The 23,706-nt window shown below is 74.6% G+C and carries 15 protein-coding genes; 10 read left to right on the top strand and 5 right to left on the bottom strand.

Features of this window, described 5'->3' with window-relative positions; all coding sequences use genetic code 11:
* Window positions 1-44: 44 nt before the first annotated feature.
* Both GA0070606_RS09615 and GA0070606_RS09610 read right to left on the bottom strand, forming a co-directional pair.
* On the bottom strand, window positions 45-1,220 hold the full coding sequence (locus tag GA0070606_RS09615; RefSeq protein ID WP_091096924.1) for a PQQ-dependent sugar dehydrogenase: 1,176 nt from the start codon (window positions 1,218-1,220) through the stop codon (window positions 45-47).
* Window positions 1,217-3,103: a GAF domain-containing SpoIIE family protein phosphatase gene (locus tag GA0070606_RS09610; protein ID WP_091096922.1), complete on the bottom strand. Its 1,887-nt coding sequence runs from the start codon at window positions 3,101-3,103 to the stop codon at window positions 1,217-1,219. The genes GA0070606_RS09615 and GA0070606_RS09610 overlap by 4 nt, the downstream gene beginning before the upstream one ends.
* Before the next feature lie 189 nt (window positions 3,104-3,292).
* On the opposite strand from GA0070606_RS09610, the gene GA0070606_RS09605 reads away from it, so the two are divergent.
* Window positions 3,293-4,219 (top strand): 2-hydroxyacid dehydrogenase, encoded by a 927-nt coding sequence (locus GA0070606_RS09605; protein ID WP_091096920.1) that lies wholly within the window; start codon window positions 3,293-3,295, stop codon window positions 4,217-4,219.
* Window positions 4,220-4,256: 37 nt separating this feature from the next.
* Here GA0070606_RS09605 and GA0070606_RS09600 read toward each other — a convergent pair whose 3' ends face one another.
* Window positions 4,257-4,634 (bottom strand): PH domain-containing protein, encoded by a 378-nt coding sequence (locus GA0070606_RS09600; RefSeq protein ID WP_091096918.1) that lies wholly within the window; start codon window positions 4,632-4,634, stop codon window positions 4,257-4,259.
* A gap of 200 nt (window positions 4,635-4,834) precedes the next feature.
* On the opposite strand from GA0070606_RS09600, the gene GA0070606_RS09595 reads away from it, so the two are divergent.
* Window positions 4,835-7,324, top strand: coding sequence for a bifunctional diguanylate cyclase/phosphodiesterase (locus tag GA0070606_RS09595; protein ID WP_091096916.1), 2,490 nt, complete (start codon window positions 4,835-4,837; stop codon window positions 7,322-7,324).
* A gap of 12 nt (window positions 7,325-7,336) precedes the next feature.
* On the opposite strand, the gene GA0070606_RS09590 is transcribed toward GA0070606_RS09595, so the two are convergent.
* Complete coding sequence (locus GA0070606_RS09590) at window positions 7,337-8,359, bottom strand: LacI family DNA-binding transcriptional regulator (protein WP_091096914.1); 1,023 nt, start codon at window positions 8,357-8,359, stop codon at window positions 7,337-7,339.
* A gap of 379 nt (window positions 8,360-8,738) precedes the next feature.
* Between GA0070606_RS09590 and GA0070606_RS09585 the strand changes: the two genes are divergently transcribed.
* The 6 genes from GA0070606_RS09585 (at window position 8,739) to GA0070606_RS09560 (ending at window position 16,753) form a co-directional block, all read left to right on the top strand.
* Window positions 8,739-10,022: an ABC transporter substrate-binding protein gene (locus tag GA0070606_RS09585; protein ID WP_091096912.1), complete on the top strand. Its 1,284-nt coding sequence runs from the start codon at window positions 8,739-8,741 to the stop codon at window positions 10,020-10,022.
* Between the two features lie 86 nt (window positions 10,023-10,108).
* Window positions 10,109-11,125, top strand: a complete 1,017-nt coding sequence (locus GA0070606_RS09580; RefSeq protein ID WP_091096910.1) for a carbohydrate ABC transporter permease — start codon at window positions 10,109-10,111, stop codon at window positions 11,123-11,125.
* Window positions 11,126-11,343: 218 nt separating this feature from the next.
* A complete protein-coding gene (locus tag GA0070606_RS09575; protein WP_091107519.1) occupies window positions 11,344-12,177 on the top strand; it encodes a carbohydrate ABC transporter permease in 834 nt (277 codons plus the stop codon).
* Window positions 12,174-14,624 (top strand): glycoside hydrolase family 2 protein, encoded by a 2,451-nt coding sequence (locus GA0070606_RS09570; RefSeq protein ID WP_091096908.1) that lies wholly within the window; start codon window positions 12,174-12,176, stop codon window positions 14,622-14,624. The genes GA0070606_RS09575 and GA0070606_RS09570 overlap by 4 nt, the downstream gene beginning before the upstream one ends.
* A gap of 108 nt (window positions 14,625-14,732) precedes the next feature.
* Entirely contained in the window at window positions 14,733-15,071 is a 339-nt protein-coding gene (locus tag GA0070606_RS09565; RefSeq protein ID WP_091107517.1) for an ArsR/SmtB family transcription factor, read from the top strand.
* Window positions 15,068-16,753, top strand: coding sequence for a SulP family inorganic anion transporter (locus tag GA0070606_RS09560; protein ID WP_245724629.1), 1,686 nt, complete (start codon window positions 15,068-15,070; stop codon window positions 16,751-16,753). The genes GA0070606_RS09565 and GA0070606_RS09560 overlap by 4 nt, the downstream gene beginning before the upstream one ends.
* A 459-nt stretch (window positions 16,754-17,212) precedes the next feature.
* Here GA0070606_RS09560 and ilvD read toward each other — a convergent pair whose 3' ends face one another.
* Window positions 17,213-19,060: a dihydroxy-acid dehydratase gene (gene ilvD, locus GA0070606_RS09555; RefSeq protein ID WP_091107515.1), complete on the bottom strand. Its 1,848-nt coding sequence runs from the start codon at window positions 19,058-19,060 to the stop codon at window positions 17,213-17,215.
* Between the two features lie 110 nt (window positions 19,061-19,170).
* On the opposite strand from ilvD, the gene GA0070606_RS09550 reads away from it, so the two are divergent.
* Together GA0070606_RS09550 and GA0070606_RS09545 are read left to right on the top strand one after the other, a co-directional pair.
* On the top strand, window positions 19,171-21,600 hold the full coding sequence (locus GA0070606_RS09550) for a putative bifunctional diguanylate cyclase/phosphodiesterase (protein ID WP_091096904.1): 2,430 nt from the start codon (window positions 19,171-19,173) through the stop codon (window positions 21,598-21,600).
* A 188-nt stretch (window positions 21,601-21,788) separates the two neighbouring features.
* Window positions 21,789-23,675 (top strand): acetolactate synthase large subunit, encoded by a 1,887-nt coding sequence (locus GA0070606_RS09545; protein WP_091096902.1) that lies wholly within the window; start codon window positions 21,789-21,791, stop codon window positions 23,673-23,675.
* Window positions 23,676-23,706: the final 31 nt, after the last annotated feature.

The raw sequence follows: 23,706 nt of genomic DNA, 5'->3' as shown, positions 1-23,706 counted from the left end.
CTGCCCAGTGAGGGATCTTGGGAAACCCGGACGCTCCGGTGGCGTCAGCTCCGCCCGGCCCCGCCGCCGGCGAAGACCAGACGCAGCAGCCGGTCGTCCTCGGGCGCCGGGTTGCCGCGCCCGTCGTGGTTGGAGGTGCTCACCCAGATGGAGCCGTCGGGGGCGGCGGCCACGGCCCGCAGCCGCCCGAACCGGCCGGTCAGCAGCTCCCGAGGCTGGCCGAGCACGGTGCCGGTGTCGGTCAGCTCGACCAGCCACAGCCGCTTGCCGCGCAGGCAGGCGGTGACCAGCAGCCGGTCCGTGGCGGTCAGCCCCGAGCAGGAGGCCTCCGACGTCGGCCACTGGGTGATCGGGTTGACGTAGCGCTTGTCGTCGTCGCGCCCCTCGACCTGCGGCCACCCGTAGTTGCGCCCCTTGGTGACCTGGTTGATCTCGTCCCAGGTGTTCTGGCCGAACTCGACGGCGTACATCCGCTTGGCGGCGTCCCAGGCGATGCCCTGCACGTTGCGGTGGCCCAGGGACCACACCGGGGAGTTCGGGAACGGGTTGCCGGGTGCCGGCTTGCCGTCCCTGGTGATCCGCAGGATCTTGCCGCCGAGGCGCTTGGCGTCCTGCGCCTGCGGCCGGTCGCCGGCGTCGCCCGTGCTCGCGTAGAGCAGGCCGTCCGGGCCGAAGGCGAGGCCGCCGCCGTTGTGGATGCCCGCCTTCGGGATGCCGGTGAGGATCGGCGTGGGCGTGCCGCCCAGCTCCAGCCGGGCGATCCGGTTGTCGCGTGCCGTCGTGTAGTAGACGAAGACCGACCTGTCGCGCTGGTAGTCGGGGGAGACGGCGATGCCCATCAGCCCGCCCTCGCCGGCCGCCGCCACGTCGGGGACGGTCTGCACCGGGGTGACCTTCAGGCCCTCGGGCCCCGACTCCGGGCCGACCCGCAGGATCCGGCCGCTGTCCCGCTCGGTGACCAGCGCGGTGCCGTCGGGCAGGAAGGCGATCCCCCACGGCACCCGCAGCCCCTTGGCCAGCACGGTGGTGACCACCTCCTGGCCGGCGGCGCCGGCGCTCGCCGTCGCCGAGGGGGTCGGGAAGGTGGGCGGCTCACCGGCCGGGTCCGGCTCGGGCTCGCCGAAGCTGCAACCGGCGTTCGCGAGCAGCAGCGCCGCGCACGACGCCGCCAGGGCCGCCCTCAGGCGGCGGGTGCGAGGGTACGGGGGACGGGCGCTCACCCGGCCCAGGGTAGCCCGCCGGGGCGCCCCACCGGGGCCGACGGATCGGACCGGCCGCCGTGGCGGGCTCGGCGGGCCCGCACGGCGAGGAGCGCGACGTCGTCCTCCCGGTGGTGGACGGCCGTGAGCAGCAGGTCGCAGAGCTCGTCCAGCGGCAGCCCGTCCGTGCCGGCCAGCCGCTCGGTCAGCTCCGCCATCCCTTCGTCGATGCTGCGGTCCCGCCGCTCGATGAGGCCGTCGGTGTAGAGCAACAGGGTGTCCCCCACGGCCAGGTGGGCCTCCCGGCTGGTGCGGCGCACGGGCCGGCGCAGCCCGAGCAGCGGCTCCGCCGCCCCGCCGAGCACGTCCACCGCGCCCCCGGCCCGGACCACGAGCGGCGCGGGATGGCCCGCGTTGCACCAGGTGACCCGCCGGCCGCCGGCGTCGTCGGCGCGCAGCCGCACCAGGGTGGCGGTGGCCGCGGCGGGGATGCGCAGCCCGCGCATCGTCTCGTCCAGGCGGCTCATCAGCTCGCCGACGGTGTCGGGCCGGCCGTACGCGTTGCCCCGGACCAGGTTGCGCAGCTGGCCCATGGTCGCGGCTGCCTCGATGTCGTGGCCGGCCACGTCGCCGATCGCGACGATCAGTTCCCCGCCCGGCTGGCGGAAGGCGTCGTACCAGTCGCCGCCGACCTCCACCCGGTCGGCGGCCGGCTGGTAGCGGGCGGTCAGCTCCAGGTCGTCGGCGGCGGGCAGCTCCGGGAGCATGCTGTGCTGCAGCACGTACGCGACGTGCCGCTGCTCGCCGTACATCCGGCTGTTGCCGATGGCCTGCCCGACCCGGCGGCCGATGTCCTCGGCGATGAGCAGGTCGCTGTCGTCGAAGCCGCGCCGCGCCGGGCCGTTGATCAGGCTGACGCAGCCGAGCACCCGCCCGGCGTCGCTGATCGGGACGCTGAGGTGCGACGAGAAGCCCAGTCGTACGGCGATCTCCGGCATCTCCGGCCCGACGGTGCCCCGCCGCACGTCGGCGAGCGAACCGGCGCTGCCCAGCACGGACCGGCCGGTCCGCAGCACCGTCCGGGTGATCGAGTCGGGGCTGAGGCCGGTCCGCATCAGCTCGGCGAAGCGGGCGACGTCGGCGGCCCGGGACGGGTCGCGGTGCACGGCGGTCACCTCCCGGGGTGCTCCGTCGCGTCCGACGAGGGTGACCAGGGCCCAGTCGGCCAGCAGCGGCACCATGGTGTCGCGGAGGTGCCGCAGCACGGTGGGCACGTCGAGCGTCCCGGCCAGCGTCCCCGCCAGCCCGGCGAGCAGCTCCAGCCGGCCGTTGGCCTCCTCGGCGCGCCGGCGCGCCTGCTCGGCGCCGTCGAGGGCGATCCGCAGCCGCAGCTCCGACGAACAGGCGGCGGCCAGGTCGGCCAGCGTCCGCAACTGGTCGGCGGTCCAGTCGCGGGGCTTGTCGTCGATCGCGCAGAGCGACCCGAGGACGCGGCCCTCGAGGTCGGTCAGCGGCATCCCGGCGTACGCCACCACGCCCAGCTCGGGCACGGCGAGGTTGTCCCGGACCGTGGGGTGGAACCGGGCGTCCGACAGCGCCATCGGGGTGCCGAGGTGCACGACCTGCTGGCAGAACGAGTGGCTCAGCGGCGTCTGCCGCAGGGCGGCCCAGGGCTGCGACAGGCCCACCTCGCCGGGGAAGAACTGGCGGTCGGCGTCGACCAGGGAGACCAGCGCGACGGGCACGTGGAGCAGGTCGCCGACCAGCCGGGCGAACCGGTCGAACGCCTCGTCGGGGGCGGCCGTCAGCCCGGTCTCGGCGAGGGATCGCAGCCGGTCCGGGTCGCGCAGCGCAGAGCTCGGAGCGGGGTGCCCCGAAGCGTCGCCGCGAATTCCGTCGGTCATCGATCACCTGCCTGTGCCGGTCGGAGGCCGGCCGGCGCTCCGGCCCCCCTATACCCCGTCCGGACCGGGATCGACACGGCCGACGTGCAGTGGCCCCGGGACCGCGCGTCGGCGTCCGGCCGCCCGTTCGGGTGCCGGGGCCCGCCCCGCCCCGCCGGCGGCGGTGCCGGGGGCCTATCGTCGGCGGGCGTGAAGGTATGGATCCCGCACGAGGCCGGCCGTACGCTCCTCGGGGAGCTGCCGCCGGACGTCACGGTCGAGGTGCTGGCCGACGCGAGCCGGCGCCCCTCCGAGGTGGCCGGCGTCCGGTTCTGGGTGCCGCCCTTCCTGGCCGGCGGCGACGCCACCGCGCTGCTGCGGGAGCTGCCCGACCTGTCGGTGGTGCAGCTCCTCTCCGCCGGGGCGGACGCCTGGGTCGGCCGGGTCCCGGAGGGCGTGACGCTCTGCGACGCCCGGGGCGTGCACGACCCGTCCACCGCCGAGTGGGTGGTCACGGCGATCCTGTCCCAGCTGCGGGCCTTCCCGGCCCTCGCCCGGGCGCAGGCCCGGCGCGAGTGGGCGTACGACGAGGTGGCCCCCACCGACGAGCTGACCGGCAAGCGGGTGCTGATCGTCGGGGCGGGATCCATCGGCACGGCGGTACGCGACCGGCTCGCGCCGTTCGACGTGAGCTTCACCCTGGTGGCCCGGACCGCCCGCCCCGGGCAGGGCGTGCACGGCGTCGACGAGCTGCCGGGGCTGCTGCCCGAGGCCGACGTGGTGGTGCTGCTGGTGCCGTTGACCGAGCAGACCCGCGGGCTGGTCGACGAGAGGTTCCTCGCCGCGATGCGCGACGGCGCGCTGCTGGTCAACGCCGCGCGCGGGCCGGTGGCCCGGACGGAGGCGCTGGTCGCCGAGCTGCGTACCGGCCGGATCTCGGCCGCGCTGGACGTGACCGACCCGGAGCCGCTGCCGGCCGACCACGCGCTCTGGACGATGCCCAACGTGCTGCTCACCCCGCACGTGGCGGGCTCGGTGCGCGGTTTCCTGCCGAGGGCGTACCGGCTGGTCGGGGAGCAGGTCCGGCGGTTCGTGGCCGGCGAGCCGCTGGTCAACGTGGTGGTGGACGGCTACTGAGCCGCCCGGTCGGCACGTCGACGCCCGCGCCGCCGGGTCAATGCGCCGCGCCGGGCAGGGTCTGGCCGGTGGCCTCGACCAGGCGGGGCAGGTCGCTGCCGCGGACGGCGGGCAGCTGCACCACCTGCCCGTCGTCGAGTCGCGCGAGCGCGCGGCCACGCGGGCCGGGGGCCAGCTCCACGACCCGGTCCCAGCTGATCCGGCGCTGCCCGAGCAGTGCCCGCAGGCGCAGCTCGTGGGCGTCCGCGTCGGTGCCGGCGCGCAGCGCCCAGAGCCCGACGGCGAGCGGGACGAGCAGCACCGGCAGCAGATACCACCGGGCGCCGGCCAGCGGCAGGGTGCCGATGAACGCGATGATCGCGGCGGCCAGGATCGCCTGGTTGTGCCGGAAGCTGACGGTGTGGGAGCTGCTCACCCCCCGATGATCCCACCCCCGGTGGCCCCGGTACGCGCCGGGCGGTGTCCGGGTGATCCTGCCGTGTCAGTGACGAGGGTCACTGTCGCCTCGGCGTCACCGCCGCCCTGCGCGCTCGTTGGCGTGAGGTGGGCCGTGGACCAACTGTCCGGCGCCCCGCACCGCCGCACCGCCCGTGCCCCCTCACGAAGGCGACCGCCGTGCCCCTCGCGTACCCGCACCGCGCCCCCGCCCGCCGTCCGGCCACGCCGGAGGCCGTGGTCCTCGTCGCCGTCGCGCTGCTCCTGCTGGTCGGCGCGACCGGCCGGGCGCCGGCACCGGCCGTGGTGGCGCTGGCGGGCGCGGCGGGCTCCGCGCTGGCCGGCACGCGCCTGTCCCGGCTGGCCGCCGGTCCGCCGGCCGCGCCGGCACCCACCCGGTCCCGGGCGGCCCGGCGCCGGGCCGCGCCCCGCCGGGTCGCCGTGCTGCTCGACGCCGCCGTGGTGGCGGCGGGGCTGGCCGCCGCCGTCCTCCCGCTCGCCGGCGCGGGGCGCCGGCCCGCCGTCGCCCTGGCGGGACTGTTCGTCGCCGCCCCGCTCTTCGTCGCCGGCCTGCCCCCGTGGGCCCGGGCGTCGCGCCCGGCCGCCCGGGTCCGGCTGCGCCGGCTGCTCGACGCGTCCGCCGGCGGCATCGGGCTGGTCCTCGCCGGCTGGCTGCTGTTGCCCCGCGACCGCCTCGACCCGCCGGCCCGGCTCGCGGCGGCGGTGGCCCTCGGCGGGCTGGCGGTCGGGGCGCTCATGGCGCTGACCGGGCCGCACCGGCGCTCCGGCGCCGCGCGGTGCCGCGCCGGGGCGACGCTCACCCTCCTCGGGCTGGCGGCACTCGCCGCGCTTCCCGTCGCGCCGCAGCGGGCGGGTCTGCTGGCCGTACCCCCGCTGGTGGGCGGGGTGCTGCTCACCGCGGCGGGGGCGCGGCGCGCGACCCGGCCGGAGCCCGACCCGCCGGCCCTGCCGACCCTGGTGTGGCCGCGGGCGGTGATCCCGGCCGTCGCGGCCGTGGCGGCCACCGGCTGGCAGCTCCGCTCGGGTGGGCCGCCGGACCTCACCGCGGTGCTGCTCGCGCTCGCGGCGGCGCCGCCGCTCGTGCTCCGCGACCTGCTCCGGGCAGGCGACCCGCCCGCGCCACCACCCGGTCACGCCCCGCCGGCCGGCGCACCGTCGCCCCCCGGCGAGGCCCCGCCGGCCGGTGGTCACGCCCCGCCGGCCCGTGCCGACGCGGGCCCGGACCCCGCCGGCGCCCCGCCGGCCGGCGTCGAGGAGGCGGCCATCCTGGCCGAGGGGGCGGCCTTGGAAGGAGCGCCGGTCCGCGCCGAGGAGACCGGCGTCGGGGAGGCGGCGGCCGGCATCGCGGGGGCGGGCCGGTACGCGGCGGTGCGCGGCCGGTCCGGCGAGCCGGCGGACCGCCCCGGCTTGCTGCGGGCCCTCGCCGTCCTGCGCGACGCGCCGTCGCCCGGTGGCGCGGTGCTGGTCGTCGACCTGCACGGCCCCGGCGGCACCGCCGGCGACGGGCCCGGCGACCCCGCCCGGGAGGACCTGCCGGCCGAGGTCGCCCGGCGCGCCCGCGCGGTCGTCGGCCCCGGCGACCTGCTCGCCGACCTCACCGCCACCGGCTTCGCGGTCGTCACCGCGACCGGCCCGGTGCTGGCGTACGCGCTGGGCGCCCGGCTGCTCGCCGCCCTCACCCAGCCCTACCAGGTGCCGGGCGGGGTGCTGCGGCTGCGGGTCAGCATCGGGCTGGCCGAGGTCGCCGGCGCCGCCCCGGAGGACGTGCTGCGCCAGGCGGACCTGGCCCGGCGGCGCGCCGTCCAACTCGGCCGGGACCGGGTCGAGTGGTACGACGCCTACCTGGAGGAGCAGCTCGTCCGCCGGCTCGACCTGGAGCGGGAACTGCCCGGGGCGGTCGCCCGCGGCGAGCTGGACCTCGTCTACCAGCCGGTGCTCGACCTGACCGACCGGCAGCCGGTCGGCACGGAGGCGCTGCTGCGCTGGCGCAGCCCGGTGCTCGGCACGGTGCTGCCGGCCGAGTTCCTGCCGGTGGCCGAGGACCTCGGCATCGTGGGCGAGCTGGGCTGCTGGGTGCTGGACCGGGCCTGCCGGCAGCTCGCCGCCTGGTCGCTGGGGAGCCGGCAGCTCTGGATGGCGGTCAACGTGACCGTACGGGAGTTGGCCGCGCCCGACTTCGTGCCGCGTACCGCCGCGGTGCTGGACGCGTACGGGGTGGCGCCGGAGCGGCTGGTGGTCGAGGTGGCGGAGCCCCGGGTGGGCGCCGAGCTGCCGACCGTGGTGGCCCGGCTGGCCGGCCTGCGTTCGCTGGGTGTGCGCACCGCGCTGGACGACTTCCGGGCCGAGCACGCCTCGCTGGCGCAGCTCCGCCGGTTGCCGATCGACCTGCTCAAGGTCGGCCCGCAGCTGGTGGACCCGGCGGATCCGCAGCGTCCGCTCATCGACGTGGTGGTGAACGTGGGGGACCGGCTGGGGCTCGACATCGTGGCCGAGGAGCTCGAGTCGGCCGGCCTGGTCGAGGGCGCCCGGCGGGCGGGCTGCCGGTACGGGCAGGGCTTCGCGTTGGCCCGCCCGGCCACGGCGGAGCGGGTCGAGGCGTACTTCGAGGAGTTCCCGTCGGCGTCGCGCCGACCCGCGGGCGACCCATGATCGTTGACCGGTTCAACTGCTCCGGCGCGGCGGGGCCGTGCTGCCCCGGGGCGTCAGGTGGGCCGTCTCGTCCTGGACCCGGTCGGCCGGCGCGCCGCCGATCACCGCGAGCAGTTGCCGGGCGGCGTGCGCGCCGTACGCCGGGATGTCCCGGCCGAGCGCGGTCAGCGGCGGGTGCACCAGTTGGCAGAGCGGCGAGTCGTCCCAGGCCACGATGGACAGGTCGGCCGGCACTGCGAGGCCCATCTCCTGGGCCACCGACAGGCCCGCGATCGCCATCACGTCGTTGTCGTAGATCACGGCGGTGGGGCGGCCGGCCGAGCTGAGCAGCCGTCGGGTGGCGCGCGCCCCCTCCTCGCCGGTGTAGTCCGACGGCACGGTGACCGCGTCGGTCAGGCCGAGCCGCCGGCAGGCCCCGGCGAACGCCTCGGTGCGGATCTCGGTGTGCAGCAGGTCGGGCAGCCCGCCGACGCGGGCGATCCGGCGGTGGCCGAGGGCGACCAGGTATTCCACGGTCTCCACCAGCGCCGCCGCGTCGTCGGACCAGACGCTGGCCAGCCCGCCGGTGCCGCCCGGGCCGCCGATCACCACCGCTGGCAGCCCCAGCTCCTCCAGCACCGGCACCCGACGGTCGTCGGTGCGCAGGTCGCAGACGAGGACCCCGTCGACCCGCCGCTCGCCCCACCACCGGCGGTAGACCGCGACCTCCGCCTCCTGGTCGGCGACCACCTGGAGGGTGAGGGCGTACGACCGGGCGGAGAGTTCGGCTTCGACGCCGCTGATCAGCTCCATGAAGAACGGCTCGATGCCGAGCGTGCGGGCCGGGCGGCAGAGGGCGAGGCCGACGGCGTCGGCCGTGGCGCCGGAGAGGGAGCGCGCGGCGCGGCTCGGGTTGAAGCCGATCTCGGCGGCGATGGCGAGGATCCGCTGCCGGGTGGTCTCGGAGACCCCCGGCTGGCCGTTCAGCGCGTAGGAGACCGCCCCCTTGGACACTCCGGCGCGGCGGGCGACGTCGGCGATCGTGGGCCGCTTCACCGGCGTACTCCTCCACTTCTCCCGCCTGGGCGGGTTTCACCGCGAGGCCGGGGACGACCGGCGGCGATCCACGCTACTGCACCGACCGGCGGCCGGGCCGCTCCGACCGGCCACAGTGCTGGTCGAACCATGAGCTTTTCCGGTTAAGTAGCTGGCTTTCCGTGTCAGTCGGCGCCCGCCTGCGTCCGCCGCCCGTCGCCGCGCGACAGCTGCCACCACTGCGATCAGGTTCCGTGACAACAGGCAGGTTACCGTCGGGTGCCGGGGCGAGGTTGCCCGTTGACAGCGTCGATGCCGGCCCGTACGGTGGCGTCACTTATCCGGTTCAGTCGACGCTCCTCTATGTCGGGAGCGTTCCCACTCTGGCGCGGAGGATGACATGGGACGGTCCTTGACGCACTGGGCCCGGGCGACCGCCGTCGGCGCGGTCAGCCTGGTCCTGATCGCGGCGTGCAGCGGCAACAGCGGCGGCGGCTCCGAGCCGGGCGGCCCCGTCACGTTGAAGATCAATTTCTGGGGCGACTTCGGGCTCGACGAGCTCAAGACGAAGTACGAGGCCGCCAACCCGAACGTCAGGATCAGCCTGAACACCGGCGAGTACAACGCCCAGCACGAGGACCTCCAGAAGAAGCTCGTCGCCGGGTCCGGCGCGCCGGACATCGCCGCCGTCGACGAGGGCTTCGTCGTCCAGTTCCGCGGCCAGGCCGACAAGTTCGTCAACCTCCTCGACAAGGGCGCCGGCGCGTACGAGCAGAAGTACCTGCCGTGGAAGTGGAAGCAGACCCTCACGCCCGACGGCAAGTCCCAGATCGGCCTCGGCACCGACGTGGGCGGCCTGGCCATGTGCTACCGCACCGACCTGTTCGAAGCCGCCGGCCTGCCCACGGGGCGCGACCAGGTCTCCGCGCTCTGGCCCACCTGGGACCGGTTCGTCCAGGTCGGCCAGCAGTACACCGCCAAGAGCGGAAGGAAGTTCATCGACGCCGGCACCAACGTCTTCAACCCCGTCCTCGGCCAGCAGCCCGTCGGCTTCTACGACGAGAGCGAGACGCTGAGGATGGACGGCGGCCCGAAGGTCGCCTTCGACGTCGCGGCCCGCACCATCGCCGCCGGCCTCTCGGCCAACCTCACCGCGTTCTCGCCCGAGTGGAACAGCGGCTTCGTCAAGGGCGACTTCGCCGTGCTCGCCTGCCCGGCCTGGATGCAGGGGCACATCAGGAACACCGCCCCCGGCACCAGCGGCAAGTGGGACGTGGCCGCCATCCCCGGCGGGGGCGGCAACTGGGGCGGCTCCTTCCTGACCATCCCCAAGCAGGGCAAGAACGTCGACGAGGCGTACAAGTTCGTCGAGTGGCTGATCCAGCCCGAGCAGCAGATCGAGATCTTCAAGAAGGTCGGCAACCTGCCCTCCCAGCCGGCGCTCTACCAGGACCCGGCGATCCGCGACTTCACGAACCCCTTCTTCAACGACGCCCCGGTGGGGCAGATCTTCTCGAAGACGGCCGAGAACCTGACCCCGCAGTACCTCGGCCGGCGCAACGGCCCCACCCGGGTGGCGGTGGAGAACGTCCTCAACCGGCTGGCCACCGGAAACCTGAAGGGCAAGCCCGACCAGGCGTGGACCGAGGCGGTCAAGGAGGCCGAGAAGGCCGCCAAGTCCTGACCGCACGCCGAGCCCGGCCGGGGCGGGTGGCCCCACGACCCGCCCCGGCCGGCCGGCCGTACCCCTTCGGTTCCTGGAGGTCCCCGATGCCCACCACCCGTGCCGCTCCCGCGACGCCCCGGCCCGGCCGGGACCCCGGCGCGACGGCCAGCCGCCGCGACCGCCCGCACGAACCCGGCCCCTGGCGTACGCGGCTGCACCGCTTCGACGTGCGCTACGTGCCGTACCTGCTGATCGCCCCGTTCTTCCTGCTCTTCGCGGTCTTCGGGCTCTTCCCGATCGTCTTCAACGGCGTCGTCGCCCTGCGCCACTGGCGGCTCGACGACCCGACCCTCACCGGCTGGGCCGGGCTGGAGAACTTCCGCCGCCTCTTCACCGACGACGACTTCTTCAACGCGCTGTCCAACACCTTCGGCATCTTCCTGCTCTCGACCGTGCCGCAGCTGCTGCTGGCCCTGATCGTCGCGTCGCTGCTGAACCGCAAGCTGCGTGCCCAGACCTGGTTCCGGGTCGGGGTGCTGCTGCCGTACATCACCCCGGTGACCGCGTCGACGCTGATCTTCTCGGTGGTCTTCGCCCGCGACACCGGCATCGCCAACTGGGCGCTGTCGCTGCTCGGCATCGGCGAGACCGAGCCGATCGACTGGCGGTCGGCCAAGTGGTCTTCCTGGATCGCCATCGCCACCATGGTCAACTGGAAGTGGATCGGCTACAACGCGCTGCTCTACCTGGCCGCCATGCAGTCCATCCCGCGCGACGTCTACGAGGCCGCCGCCGTCGACGGGGCCGGGCCGTGGCGTCAGCTGTGGCGGATCACCGTGCCGATGATCCGGCCGGTGGTCATCTTCACGGTCGTGCTCTCCACCATCGGTGGCCTGCAACTGTTCACCGAGCCGATGCTCTTCGACGCCAACCCGGCGCTGGGTCTCGGCGGCGACGACGGGCAGTGGCAGACCGTCGCGCAGCTCATCTACAAGGTCGGCTGGCGGGACCTCAACCTCGGCTACGCCGCCGCCATGTCCTGGGCGCTGTTCCTGGTCATCCTGCTCGTCGCGGCGGTCAACGCCCTGCTCACCAACCGCCTGGGCGGTGGGAAGCGGTGAGCGCGAGGAGTGAGCTTGCGAGCCCCGCAGTCGCGAACGAAAGGTGGCACAGGTGAGCGCGAGGAGTGAGCTTGCGAGCCCCGCAGTCGCGAACGAAAGGTGGCACAGGTGAGCGCGAGGAGTGAGCTTGCGAGCCCCGCAGTCGCGAACGAAAGGTGGCACAGGTGAGTGCCTCGAACTCCCGGCGGGCGGCGCTGACGGGCCGGGCGCCGCAGCACATGCCCGGCACCGTCTGGACCTACCTGTTCCTCAGCGTCGTGATCGCGTTCTCGGCGTTCCCGCTCTACTGGATGTTCGTGATCGCCACGAACACCGACGAGGCGCTGGCGAAGATCCCGCCGCAGGTGCTCCCCGGCGGCCGGCTGCTCACCAACCTGCGCGAGGTCTTCTCGATGCAGGACGTCTTCTTCCTCCAGTCCCTCGGCAACAGCGTGATCGTCTCGTCCGTGGTGACGGCGTCGGTGCTGTTCTTCTGCTCGCTGGCCGGCTTCGCGTTCGCCAAGCTGCGCTTCAGGGGGCGCAACGCGCTGATGGTGATGGTCGTCCTGACCATGACGGTGCCCAACCAGCTCGGCGTCGTGGCGCTCTACATCCTGATGGGCCGGATGCCCGGCGAGGGCGGCTGGAACGGCACCCTCCTCGCGGTGATCGTGCCCGGCCTGGTCAGCGCGTTCGGGGTCTTCTACATGCGGCAGTTCATCCTCGACGCGGTGCCCGACGAGCTGGTCGAGGCCGCGCGGATGGACGGCGCGAGCACCATGCGGATCTTCTGGAGCGTGGTGGTGCCGGCGGTCCGGCCCGCCATGGCGGTGCTCGGCCTGCTGACGTTCGTCGCCACCTGGAACGAGTTCCAGTGGCCGCTGATCACCCTCGGTGGCACCGACTACCCGACCTCGATGGTCGCGCTGTCCGACCTGGCCAGCGGCAACTACGTGCTGTACCGGCGGGTGCTGGCCGGTGCCCTGGTCGCCACCCTCCCGCTGCTGGTGATGCTCTTCATCGGCGGCCGTCAGATCGTCCGCGGAATCATGGAAGGTGCGGTGAAGTCGTGACCCGGCAAGCGTTGCACGAGGGCTGGACCCTGCGGGCGGTGGAGGGGCCGCAGGTGCCGGCAGAGGTCGCCGGGCGCGCGGTGCCGGCCACCGTACCGGGCTGCGTGCACACCGATCTGCTCGCCGCCGGCCTGATCCCCGACCCGTACTTCGACGACAACGAGACGGCCCTGGCCTGGATCGGCCGGACCGACTGGGTCTACGAGACCACCTTCGCGCACGAGCCCGGCGGTGACGACCGGGTCGACCTGGTGTGCGCCGGCCTCGACACCGTCGCCACGCTCACCCTCAACGGCGCCGAGGTCGGCCGGACCGAGAACATGCACCGCGGTCACCGCTTCGACGTCCGGTCGCGGCTGGTCGCCGGGTCCAACACCCTCGCCGTACGCTTCGACTCCGCCTACCGCTACGCCGAGGCGCAGCGGGACCGGCTCGGGGACCGCCCGAACGCCTACCCGGAGCCGTTCCCGTTCATCCGCAAGATGGCCTGCAACTTCGGCTGGGACTGGGGGCCGACCCTGGTCACCGCCGGCATCTGGCAGGAGATCGGGCTGCACGCCTGGTCGACGGCGCGGCTGGCCGTCGTACGTCCCCTGGTGACCGTCGAGGCCGGCGACGGCCGGGTGGAGCTGCACGTCGAGGTCGAGCGGGCCGGGGACGCGCCGCTCACCGTGCGGGCCAGCGTCGCCGGCGTGGCGGCCGAGGCGACGATCCCGCCGGGGGAGCGCACGGCCGTGCTGGCCCTCACCGTCCGGCACCCGGCGCTGTGGTGGCCCAGGGGGTACGGCGAGCAGCCGCTGCACCCGCTGGAGGTGACGCTGCACGACGCCGACGCGCACCCGCTCGACACGTGGTCGCGCCGGATCGGCTTCCGCTCGGTACGCCTCGACACCGCCCCCGACGCGCACGGCACTCCGTTCGCCCTGCACGTCAACGACACCCCGGTCTTCGTGCGGGGCGTCAACTGGATCCCCGACGACGCGTTCCCCACCCGGATCACCCGGGACCGGCTGGCGCACCGGTTCCGGCAGGCCGCCGACGCGAACGTCAACCTGCTGCGCGTCTGGGGCGGCGGCCGGTACGAGTCGGACGACTTCTACGACCTCGCCGACGAGCTGGGCCTGCTCGTGCAGCAGGACTTCCTCTTCGCCTGCGCCGCCTACCCGGAGGAGGAGCCGCTGCGCGCCGAGGTGGCCGCCGAGGCCGCCGAGCAGGTGGTCCGGCTCGCCCCGCACCCGTCGCTGGTGCTCTGGACCGGCAACAACGAGAACATCTGGGGCTGGCACGACTGGGACTGGCAGGAGCCCCTCGCCGGGCGCACCTGGGGACGCGGCTACTACCTGGAGCTGCTGCCCCGGATCGTCGGCGAGCTGGACCCGACGCGGCCGTACTGGCCGGGCAGCCCGTGGTCCGGCAGCGAGGAGATCCACCCCAACGACCCGGCGCACGGCACCACGCACATCTGGGACGTCTGGAACACCGACGACTATACGAAGTACCGCGAGTACGTGCCGCGCTTCGTCGCCGAGTTCGGCTACCAGGCCCCGCCCGCGTACGCGACGCTGCGCCGGGCGCTGTCCGACGAGCCGCTCGCGCCCGACTCGCCCGGGATGGCGCACCACCAGAAGGCGATCGACGGCGACGCCAAGCTCCGGCGAGGGCTCGACGCGCACCTGCCCGCCCCGGGGGACTTCGACGACTGGCACTGGCTGACCCAGCTCAACCAGGCGCGGGCGATCCGGCTCGCCGTCGAGCACTTCCGTTCCCACCGGGACGTCTGCGCGGGCACGATCGTCTGGCAGCTCAACGACTGCTGGCCGGTGACCTCGTGGTCGGCCGTGGACGGCGACGGCCGCCGCAAGCCCCTGTGGTACGCGCTGCGCCGGGCGTACGCCGACCGGCTGTTGACCGTCCAGCCCCGCGGCGGCGGCCTGGCCCTGGTCGCGGTGAACGACGGTCCAGGCCCCTGGCGGGCGACCGCGTCGGTGACCCGGCTGACCCTGGCCGGCGAGCCACGGGCGAAGGCGACGCTGGAGCTGGACGTCCCGGCGTACGGCAAGGTCGAGCTGGCGCTGCCGGCGGAGCTGGCGCGGCCGGAGGAGGCCCGCCGCGAGCTGCTGGTGGCCGAGGCGGGCGACCCGGCCGAGCGGGCGCTCTGGTTCTTCGCCGAGGATCGGGACGCGCACTGGCCGCCGGCCCGCTACGACGCGGTGGTCGAGCCCGTCGACGGCGGGCAGCGGGTGCGGGTCACCGCCCGGACGGTCCTGCGCGACGTGACGATCTTCCCGGACCGCCTCGATCCGGCGGCCGAGGTCGACGAGGCGCTGGTCACCCTGCTGCCGGGGGAGTCGGCCACCTTCACGGTGATCTCCGGAGCCCCGCTGGACCCGGCGGCCCTGACCGCCCGCCCCGTCCTGCGCTGCGTCAACGACGTCGTCGCCGACTGAGGTGTTCGCGCGGCCGGGGTGCCGCGCGTACCTCGCCCGACGCTAGTTGAAGGTTTTCGCAAGTGCTAAAGTCGGCAACCGGATGTGGGTCGCGTGACGGAGGCTGACGTGTCGGTACCGCTCTACCAGGCGAAGGCGGAGCTGTTCCGCACCCTCGGCCACCCGGTGCGGATCCGGGTGCTGGAGCTGCTCCAGGACGGGCCGAAGCCCGTCCGCGACCTGCTGGCGGCGATCGACGTCGAGGCGTCGAACCTGTCCCAGCAGCTCGCGGTGCTGCGCCGGGCTGGCATGGTCACCTCCAGCCGCGACGGCGCCCTGGTGATGTACGCGCTCAGCACCCCCGACGTGGCCGACCTGCTGGCCGCCGGCCGGCGCATCCTCGGCGCGGTCCTCACCGACCGGGACGCGCTGCTGGACGAGCTGCGATCCTCCGGGGAGCGGCGGTGAGCCAGACGCTCGGGCTGGCCGACCGCTTCCTCGGGCTGCTGCCGCCGCGCGCCGACTGGCAGGCGGTGCGCCGCGCGCCCCGGCGCGACCTGCTCGCCGGGCTGACCGTGGCGGTGGTGGCGCTGCCGCTGGCCCTGGCCTTCGGCGTCACCTCCGGGCTCGGCGCGCAGGCCGGGCTGGTGACGGCGGTGGTGGCCGGCGCGGTAGCGGCCGTCTTCGGCGGCTCCCACCTCCAGGTCTCCGGGCCCACCGGGGCGATGACCGTGGTGCTGGTGCCGGTGGTCCAACAGTTCGGCCCCACCGGGGTGCTGATGGTCGGGGCGATGGCCGGGCTCGTGCTGATCGCCCTGGCACTCGCCCGCCTCGGCCGCTACGTCCACTACCTGCCCGTGCCGGTGATCGAGGGCTTCACCGCCGGCATCGCGGTGGTCATCGCCCTGCAACAGGTGCCGGCGGCGCTCGGGGTGACCGACGCGCACGGCGACCGCGTCTGGGCCGTGGCAGCCGATGCCGTCTCCCGGTTCGTCGCGGACCCACGGCCGGTCCCGGTGGCGATGGCCCTCGGCGTCGCGGCCGTGATGCTGCTCGGTGCGCGCTGGCGTCCCGGCTGGCCGTTCTCCCTGCTCGGGGTGGCCGCCGCCACCCTGGTCGCCGAGACGGCCCCGGTCGAGCTGGCCCGCATCGGCGCGCTGCCCGCCGGCCTGCCCGCGCCCTCGCTCGGCTTCCTCGACCTCGGCGCCGTCGGGGTCCTGTTGCCCTCCGCCCTCGCCGTCGCGGCGCTGGCCGCGCTGGAGAGCCTGCTCTCCGCCACCGTGGCGGACGGGATGACGGTCGGTCAGCGCCACGACCCCGACCGCGAGCTGTTCGGGCAGGGGCTGGCCAACCTCGCCGCCCCGGCGTTCGGCGGGATCCCGGCCACCGCCGCCATCGCCCGTACGGCGGTGAACGTGCGCGCCGGCGCGAGCTCCAAGCTGGCGGCGCTCACCCACGCCGTCGCTCTCGCCGGGATCGTCCTGGCCGCCGCCCCGCTGGTCGGCCGGATCCCGCTCGCCGCCCTCGCCGGCGTCCTGCTGGCCACCACCGTGCGGATGGTCGAGGCAGGGTCGCTCTGGGCGCTGGCCCGCGCCACCCGGGGCGACGCCCTCGTGCTGGTGCTCACCTTCGCGGTCACGGTGGCGCTGGACCTGGTCACCGCCGTGGCGGTCGGCGTGGGCGTGGCCATCGTGATCGCCCTGCGCGCCGTGGCCCGCACGGCGCGCGTGGAGCAGGTGCCGCTCGACCCCGGCGAGCACAGCGCCGAGGAACACGCCCTGCTCGCCGACCACATCGTGGCCTACCGGCTGGACGGCCCGCTCTTCTTCGCGGCCGCGCACAACTTCCTGCTCCGCCTCTCCGACGTGGCCGAGGTGCGCGTGGTCATCCTGCGGATGTCCCGGGTGACCACCCTCGACGCCACAGGCGCGCAGGTGCTCGGCGACGTCATCCACCGCCTCTCCGAACGCGGCGTCACCGTGCTGCTCTCCGGCATCGACCCCGACCACGACCAGGTGCTGGCCGCCCTCGGCGTCGCCGACCAGCTGCGCCGCGACGGGCTGGTCTTCCCCGACACCCCGGCCGCCATCCGCCACGCCCGCAGCGAGGTGCTGGCGGGAGCCGGGGCGTTGCGCTCCGTCGGTCTCTGACTATCGGCCAAAGGACCAGAGGCAGAGCGGAGTCGGAGTTCGAAGGCGCTGACACGAGCGCCACGGTCAGGTTCTGCCCGGACAGGTGCGCGGGAGCGCTGTCGAGCTGATGTCGTAGACGATTCACCGCCGCCCGCCGCCCGCCGCCCGCCGCCCGCCGCCCGCCGCCCGGTCCGGCCTGGTCCGTCCGGCCTGGTCCGTCCGGCCTGACCTCGCCTGGTCGGTCCGCCTAAACCTGGCCCGGTCTGGCCTGGCCGGTCTGGCCTGGCCGGTCTGGCCCGTCCGGTCTGGCCCGTCCGGTCTGGCCCGTCCGGTCTGGCCCGTCCGGCCTGGCCCGTCCGGCCCGGCCTGCCCAGCCGCCATCGCCTGATGTCGCAAACGACTCAGCTCGAAAGCGTCCGCACGACCCCTTCGCCCCCCGCCCGGCCCGGCCACCACCGCGGCGGGGAGCGCGGGCGGCTACTCCGGCACGCGGCGGTAGGCGCCGTCGCTGGCCGAGGTTGCCATCGAGGCGTACGCGCGCAGCGCCGCCGACACCGGCCGCTGCCGGTCCACCGGCGTGTACGGCTTGTCGCGCTTCTCCTCGGCGACCCGGCGGGCCTGGAGCACGTCCTCCGGCACGTTCAGCTCGATCGAGCGGCCCGGGATGTCGATGACGATCTCGTCGCCCTCGCGGACCAGGGCGATCAGCCCGCCGGAGGCCGCCTCGGGGGAGACGTGCCCGATGGAGAGCCCGGAGGTGCCGCCGGAGAAACGCCCGTCGGTGAGCAGCGCGCAGGCCCGGCCCAGCCCCCGGCCCTTGAGGAACGAGGTCGGGTAGAGCATCTCCTGCATGCCGGGGCCGCCCTTCGGCCCCTCGTAGCGGATCACCACCACGTCGCCGGCGACGACCCGCTTGTTCAGGATCGCCTCGACGGCCGCGTCCTGGGACTCGAAGACCTTGGCGGGGCCGCGGAAGGTGAGGCACTCCTCGGGCACCCCGGCGGTCTTCACCACGCAGCCGTCCGGGGCCAGGTTGCCGTGCAGGATGGCCAGCCCGCCGTCGGCCGAGTACGCGTGCTCGCGGTCCCGCACGCAGCCGCCGGCCGCGTCGGTGTCCAGCGACGACCAGCGGTTGGTGGTGGAGAACGGCTCGGTGGTGCGCACCCCGCCCGGGGCGGCGTGGAACAGCTCGACCGCCTCCGGCGTCGCCGAGCCGCCCCGGACGTCCCAGTCGGCGAGCCAGCGCTCCAGGCTGGGGGAGTGCACCGCGTGCACGCCACGGTTGAGCAGGCCGGCCCGGTCCAGCTCGCCGAGGATGGCCGGGATGCCGCCGGCCCGGTGCACGTCCTCCATGTGGTACTGCGGGGAGTTCGGGGCGACCTTGGCCAGGCAGGGCACCCGGCGGGAGATCTCATCGATGTCGGCGACGTGGAAGTCCAGCTCGGCCTCGCGGGCGGCGGCGAGCAGGTGCAGGATCGTGTTGGTCGAACCGCCCATCGCCACGTCCAGGGCGACCGCGTTCTCGAACGCGGCCCGGTTGGCGATCGCGCGGGGCAGCACGGAGGCGTCGTCTCCGTCGTACCACCGCTTGGCGATCTTCACGGCGGTGCGGCCGGCCTCGACGAAGAGCGACCGGCGCGCGGCGTGGGTGGCCAGCGTCGAGCCGTTGCCCGGCAGCGCCAGGCCGATCGCCTCGGTCAGGCAGTTCATCGAGTTGGCCGTGAACATGCCGGAGCAGGAGCCGCAGGTCGGGCAGGCCGACCGCTCGATCTCGCCGAGCTGGCCGTCGGTGACCGCCTCGTTGGAGGAGGCGATCATCGCGTCGATCAGGTCGATCTTGCTGTGCACGACCCCCTCGATCGCCGTCGTCTTGCCGGCCTCCATCGGCCCGCCGGAGACGAAGACGGTCGGGATGTTCAGCCGCAGCGCGGCCAGCAGCATGCCCGGGGTGATCTTGTCGCAGTTGGAGATGCAGACCAGGGCGTCCGCGCAGTGGGCGTTGACCATGTATTCCACGGCGTCGGCGATCAGCTCGCGGCTGGGCAGCGAGTAGAGCATCCCGCCGTGGCCCATGGCGATGCCGTCGTCGACCGCGATCGTGTTGAACTCGCGGCCCACCCCGCCGGCCTCGGCCACCGCCTCGGCGACCAGGCCGCCCATGTCCTTGAGGTGCACGTGGCCGGGTACGAACTGGGTGAAGCTGTTGGCGATGGCGACGATCGGCTTGCCGAAGTCGTCGTCGGTCATCCCGGTGGCCCGCCACAGGGCCCGGGCACCGGCCATCGTCCGACCGTGCGTGGAGGTCTTCGACCGCAGCTCAGGCATGCCCACCAGTGTGGCACCGTCGCGGGGGCGACCGCCGGGCGTGCGTGCCGTGTCCCAACAGATGCACACCCGGTCCCCCACGGCCGGTCCCGATCCGGCACAGTTGAGACGTGCATCTCTCCCCGGGCCTGGTCGCGGCGGCGGTGCTGTGCGGCCTGCTCGCGGCGACGGCCGCCGCGCTGTCGGCCGTCGACGCCCGGCGCCGGTCCGGGCCGCACCGGCAGGCGTACGCGCTGCTCGCCGCGGCGTCCGCGGTCGCGCTCGTCAGCCTCCTGGTCGGGGTCGCCGTGGCGCTCTCCGCCGCCGGTCACGAGCCGCACGCCTCAGAGCGACGCCCGGGCTGGGCCACCGTCGTCGGGGTCGGCACGGCGGCCGGCGGGCTGCTCTTCTCCGCCGGGCTGCTCCGGCTCCCCGGCGTGGCGGGTTCGGCGGCGGCGACGCTCCGGCTGGCGCTCGACGGGCTGGTGATGGCCGCCGCGTTCTGGTTCGTCGGGTGGGTGCTGTTCTCCGAGCCGACCCGGCTGCTGGGCGGCGCCACCCCCGTGGCCTGCCCACCGATCCTGCTGGCCACGGTCAGCGCGGCCCTGACCGCCGGGATCGCCCTCATCGTGGCGTTCCGCGCCGAGCCGCCGCGCCGGTTCCTCGCCGGCATCGGCGCCGGGGCCACCGCGGTGACCTGCGGCGGGCTCGGCGTCGCCACCGGCCTCTGCCAGGCCGGGCCGGGCGTGGCGCTGGCCGGGGCGGGGGCGCTCGCCGTCGGCCTGTTCGTCGCGGCGCTGGCCGCCCGCGCGGAGTCGCCGGCCGGCCGGGCCGACCTCGACCTGATCCGTCGCGACGGCGACCACGCGTTCGTCCCGATGTTCGCGATGGCGGCCTCGGCGATGTACCACCTCCTCCAGGACGGCCGGTTCGACGCGCTCGGCATCGTCGCCGGCAGCGTGGAGGGCTTCGCCCTGGTGACCCGGCAGTACCTGACCCTGCACGACGTGCGCGGCTACGCCGGGCGGCTGGCCGAGCGCGAGGCCCACTTCCGCGAGTTGGCGCACACCGACCCGCTGACCGGGCTGGCCAACCGGCGAGGGCTGCTGCGGGCGCTGCACCGCTGCGCCGAGGCCGGCACGCCCTGCGTGCTGCTCGGCCTCGACCTCGACGGCTTCAAGAACGTCAACGACATGCGCGGGCACGACGTCGGCGACGCGGTGCTGGCCGAGGTGGGCCGGCGGCTGCGCGCCAACCTGCGCCCGGGCGACGTGGCGGCGCGGCTCGGCGGCGACGAGTTCGCGGTGCTGATGCACGGCCGCCCGGCCGACGCCGACCGGGTCGCCGAGCGGCTGCTCGGGGTGCTCGGCGGTGCCTACGACCAGCCCGAGGGGGCGGTCTTCCTGTCGGTGAGCATCGGGCTGGCGGGCTGGGGCGGGGAGCCCGACGTGGAGCTGCTGCTGCGCCACGCCGACCTGGCGTTGCGCTACGCCAAGCAGCGCGGCAAGAACCGCATCGAGCGCTACGACGCCGCGTACGACGGGCTGCTGCGCCGGCGCACCACCCTCGAACACGAGCTGCGCGGGGCGATCGAGCGCGACGAGCTGCGGCTGGTGTTCCAGCCGGTGGCGTCGCTGCCGTCCGTGCGGCCGGTCGGCGCGGAGGCGCTGCTGCGCTGGCGCCACCCGGAGCTGGGCAACGTCCGCCCCGACGAGTTCATCCCGCTCGCCGAGGAGTGCGGGATGATCGCGAAGCTGGGCGCGTGGGTGTTGCACCAGGCCTGCTACCAGCTCTCCCGCTGGCTCGCCGACGGCCACGACGTCTGGGTCTCGGTCAACGTCTCCCCGCGCGAGCTGCACGCCCCGGAATACGTGGTCCAGGTCGCCGAGGCGCTGCGCGCCCACCACGTGCCGCCGCAGCGGCTGGTGCTGGAGGTCACCGAGCACGCCGTGGCGACCGACCTGGACGAGCTGATCCGGCGGCTGACCGCGCTGCGGCTGACCGGCGTGCGGATCGCGCTGGACGACTTCGGCGCCGGCTACTCCTCGCTCGGGCAGCTGCGGCGCCTGCCGATCGACATCCTCAAGATCGACCACGGCCTGGTCGCCGAGCACGAGCCGGTGCGGCCGGTCGACCGGGACGGCCCCGCCTTCGCGCCGATGGTCGACATCGTCATGCGCCTCGGCCACCAGCTCGGCCTTGAGGTCATCGCCGAGGGGGTGACCACGCCGACCGAGCTGGCCGCCGTGGTCGCCGCCGGCTGCCGGTTCGGCCAGGGCGCGCTGTTCGGCTGGGGCGTGCCGGCCGAGCACCTGGAGGCGATGCTGGAGGCGGCCACGTCGCCCGGCGCCCGCCCGGCGCCACCCCCCGCCCCCGCCCCGCCCGTCGCGCCGGCCGCGCGGCCCCGACGGCTGCCCACGGTGCCCGCCCCGCGCCCGCCCGAGCCGGAGTCCGGGCAGGTGGAGCGGGGTGCGCAGGCGCCCCGAACGGGTGAATCCCCGCGATCCGTCAACCAACATGTGGGATCAGTTGACTCATCGCGTGAGATGCGTCAGGCTTGACCGCATGTCGTCGTACCGGTCGCTGCGAGTACTTACCTGAGCGCACTCTCGTCCATCGAGAGTGCGCCGGCCCCGTGCATCCTGCACGAGGGCTTTTTTGTTGCCGTCGGACCAATCGACGCCGGGCCCGCGTCCCGCGTCACACCGCTCGAACAGCCCCACCACTCCAGCCGAAGGCCTGAACCGCCATGACGAGACCCACGCCAGAGACACTCGCCCACTCCGCCCGCCGGGCCCGTACGGGCGCCGAGCCGGCGACCGACACCGACCACGCCGGCACCGCCCGCGCCGCGGCCAACCCGGCCGTCCCGGGGGTACGCACACCCGCTCCGGCCCAGGTCTCCGGCGCCGGTTCGCTCGTGCGGTCCCTCGAGGCGCTCGGCGTCGACGTCGTCTTCGGCATCCCGGGTGGCGCGATCCTGCCGGCGTACGACCCGCTCTACGACTCCACCGTCCGGCACATCCTGGTCCGCCACGAGCAGGGCGCCGGGCACGCCGCCACCGGCTACGCCCAGGCGACCGGCCGGGTCGGGGTCTGCATGGCCACCTCCGGCCCCGGCGCGACCAACCTGGTCACCCCGATCGCCGACGCGTACATGGACTCGGTGCCGATCGTGGCGATCACCGGGCAGGTCGCGCGGCCCTCGATCGGCACGGACGCCTTCCAGGAGGCGGACATCCAGGGCATCACGCTGCCCATCACCAAGCACAACTTCCTCGTGCAGGAGGCCGAGGAGATCCCGCGGGTGCTGGCCGAGGCGTTCCACCTGGCGGCCACCGGCCGGCCCGGCCCGGTCCTGGTCGACATCCCCAAGGACGTCCTCCAGGCGCCGACCACCTTCACCTGGCCGCCGACGCTGGACCTGCCCGGCTACCGCCCGACCCTGCACCCGCACGGCAAGCAGATCCGCGAGGCGGCGCGGCTGATGACCTCCGCCCGCCGCCCGGTGCTCTACGTCGGCGGCGGCGTGCTCAAGGCCGGCGCCACCGAGGGGCTGCGGCGGCTGGCCGAGCTGACCGGCATCCCCGTGGTCACCACGCTGATGGCGCTCGGGGCGTTCCCCGACTCGCACCCGCAGCACCTGGGCATGCCCGGCATGCACGGCACGGTCGCCGCGGTCTACGGCCTGCAGAAGGCCGACCTGATCGTGGCGCTGGGCGCGCGCTTCGACGACCGGGTCACCGGCAAGCTCGACTCCTTCGCCCCGGACGCGACGGTGGTGCACGCCGACATCGATCCGGCCGAGATCGGGAAGAACCGGCACGCCGACGTCCCGATCGTCGGCGACGCCCGGCACGTCATCGACGAGCTGATCGCGGCGGTGACGAACGAGCAGTCGGCCGGTCACCGCGCCGACACCGCCGACTGGTGGACCCAGCTCGACGACCTGCGCAGGCGCTACCCGCTGGGCTACGAGGAGCCGGCCGACGGCACCCTCTCCCCGCAGTACGTGATCAAGCGGCTCGGCGAGATCGCCGGTCCGGACGCGATCTACGTCGCCGGTGTCGGCCAGCACCAGATGTGGGCCTCCCAGTTCATCTCGTACGAGAAGCCGTACACCTGGCTCAACTCCGGCGGCCTCGGCACGATGGGCTACGCCGTGCCGGCGGCGATGGGCGCCAAGGTCGGCAAGCCCGACACGGTGGTGTGGGCGGTCGACGGCGACGGCTGCTTCCAGATGACCAACCAGGAGCTGGCCACCTGCGCGCTGGAGGGCATCCCCGTCAAGATCGCCGTCATCAACAACGGCAATCTGGGCATGGTGCGGCAGTGGCAGACCCTGTTCTACGGGGAGCGCTACTCCAACACCGACCTCGGCACCCACAAGCACCGCATCCCCGACTTCGTCAAGCTCGCCGAGGCGCTCGGCTGCATCGGCCTGCGCTGCGAGAACGCCGAGGACGTCGACAAGACCATCGAGGCCGCGATGGCCATCGACGACGCCCCGGTGGTCATCGACTTCGTGGTCGGCAAGGACGCCATGGTGTGGCCGATGGTCGCCGCCGGCACCAGCAACGACGAGATCATGTTCGCCCGGGGTGTCCGCCCCGCCTTCGACGAGGACGAGCTGTAGTCATGACCGCACGCACCGAGCGGAGCGAGGG

It is taken from the genome of Micromonospora citrea (assembly GCF_900090315.1).
Lineage (GTDB): Bacteria > Actinomycetota > Actinomycetes > Mycobacteriales > Micromonosporaceae > Micromonospora > Micromonospora citrea.
This window is presented reverse-complemented; position numbering and strand designations above follow the sequence as displayed.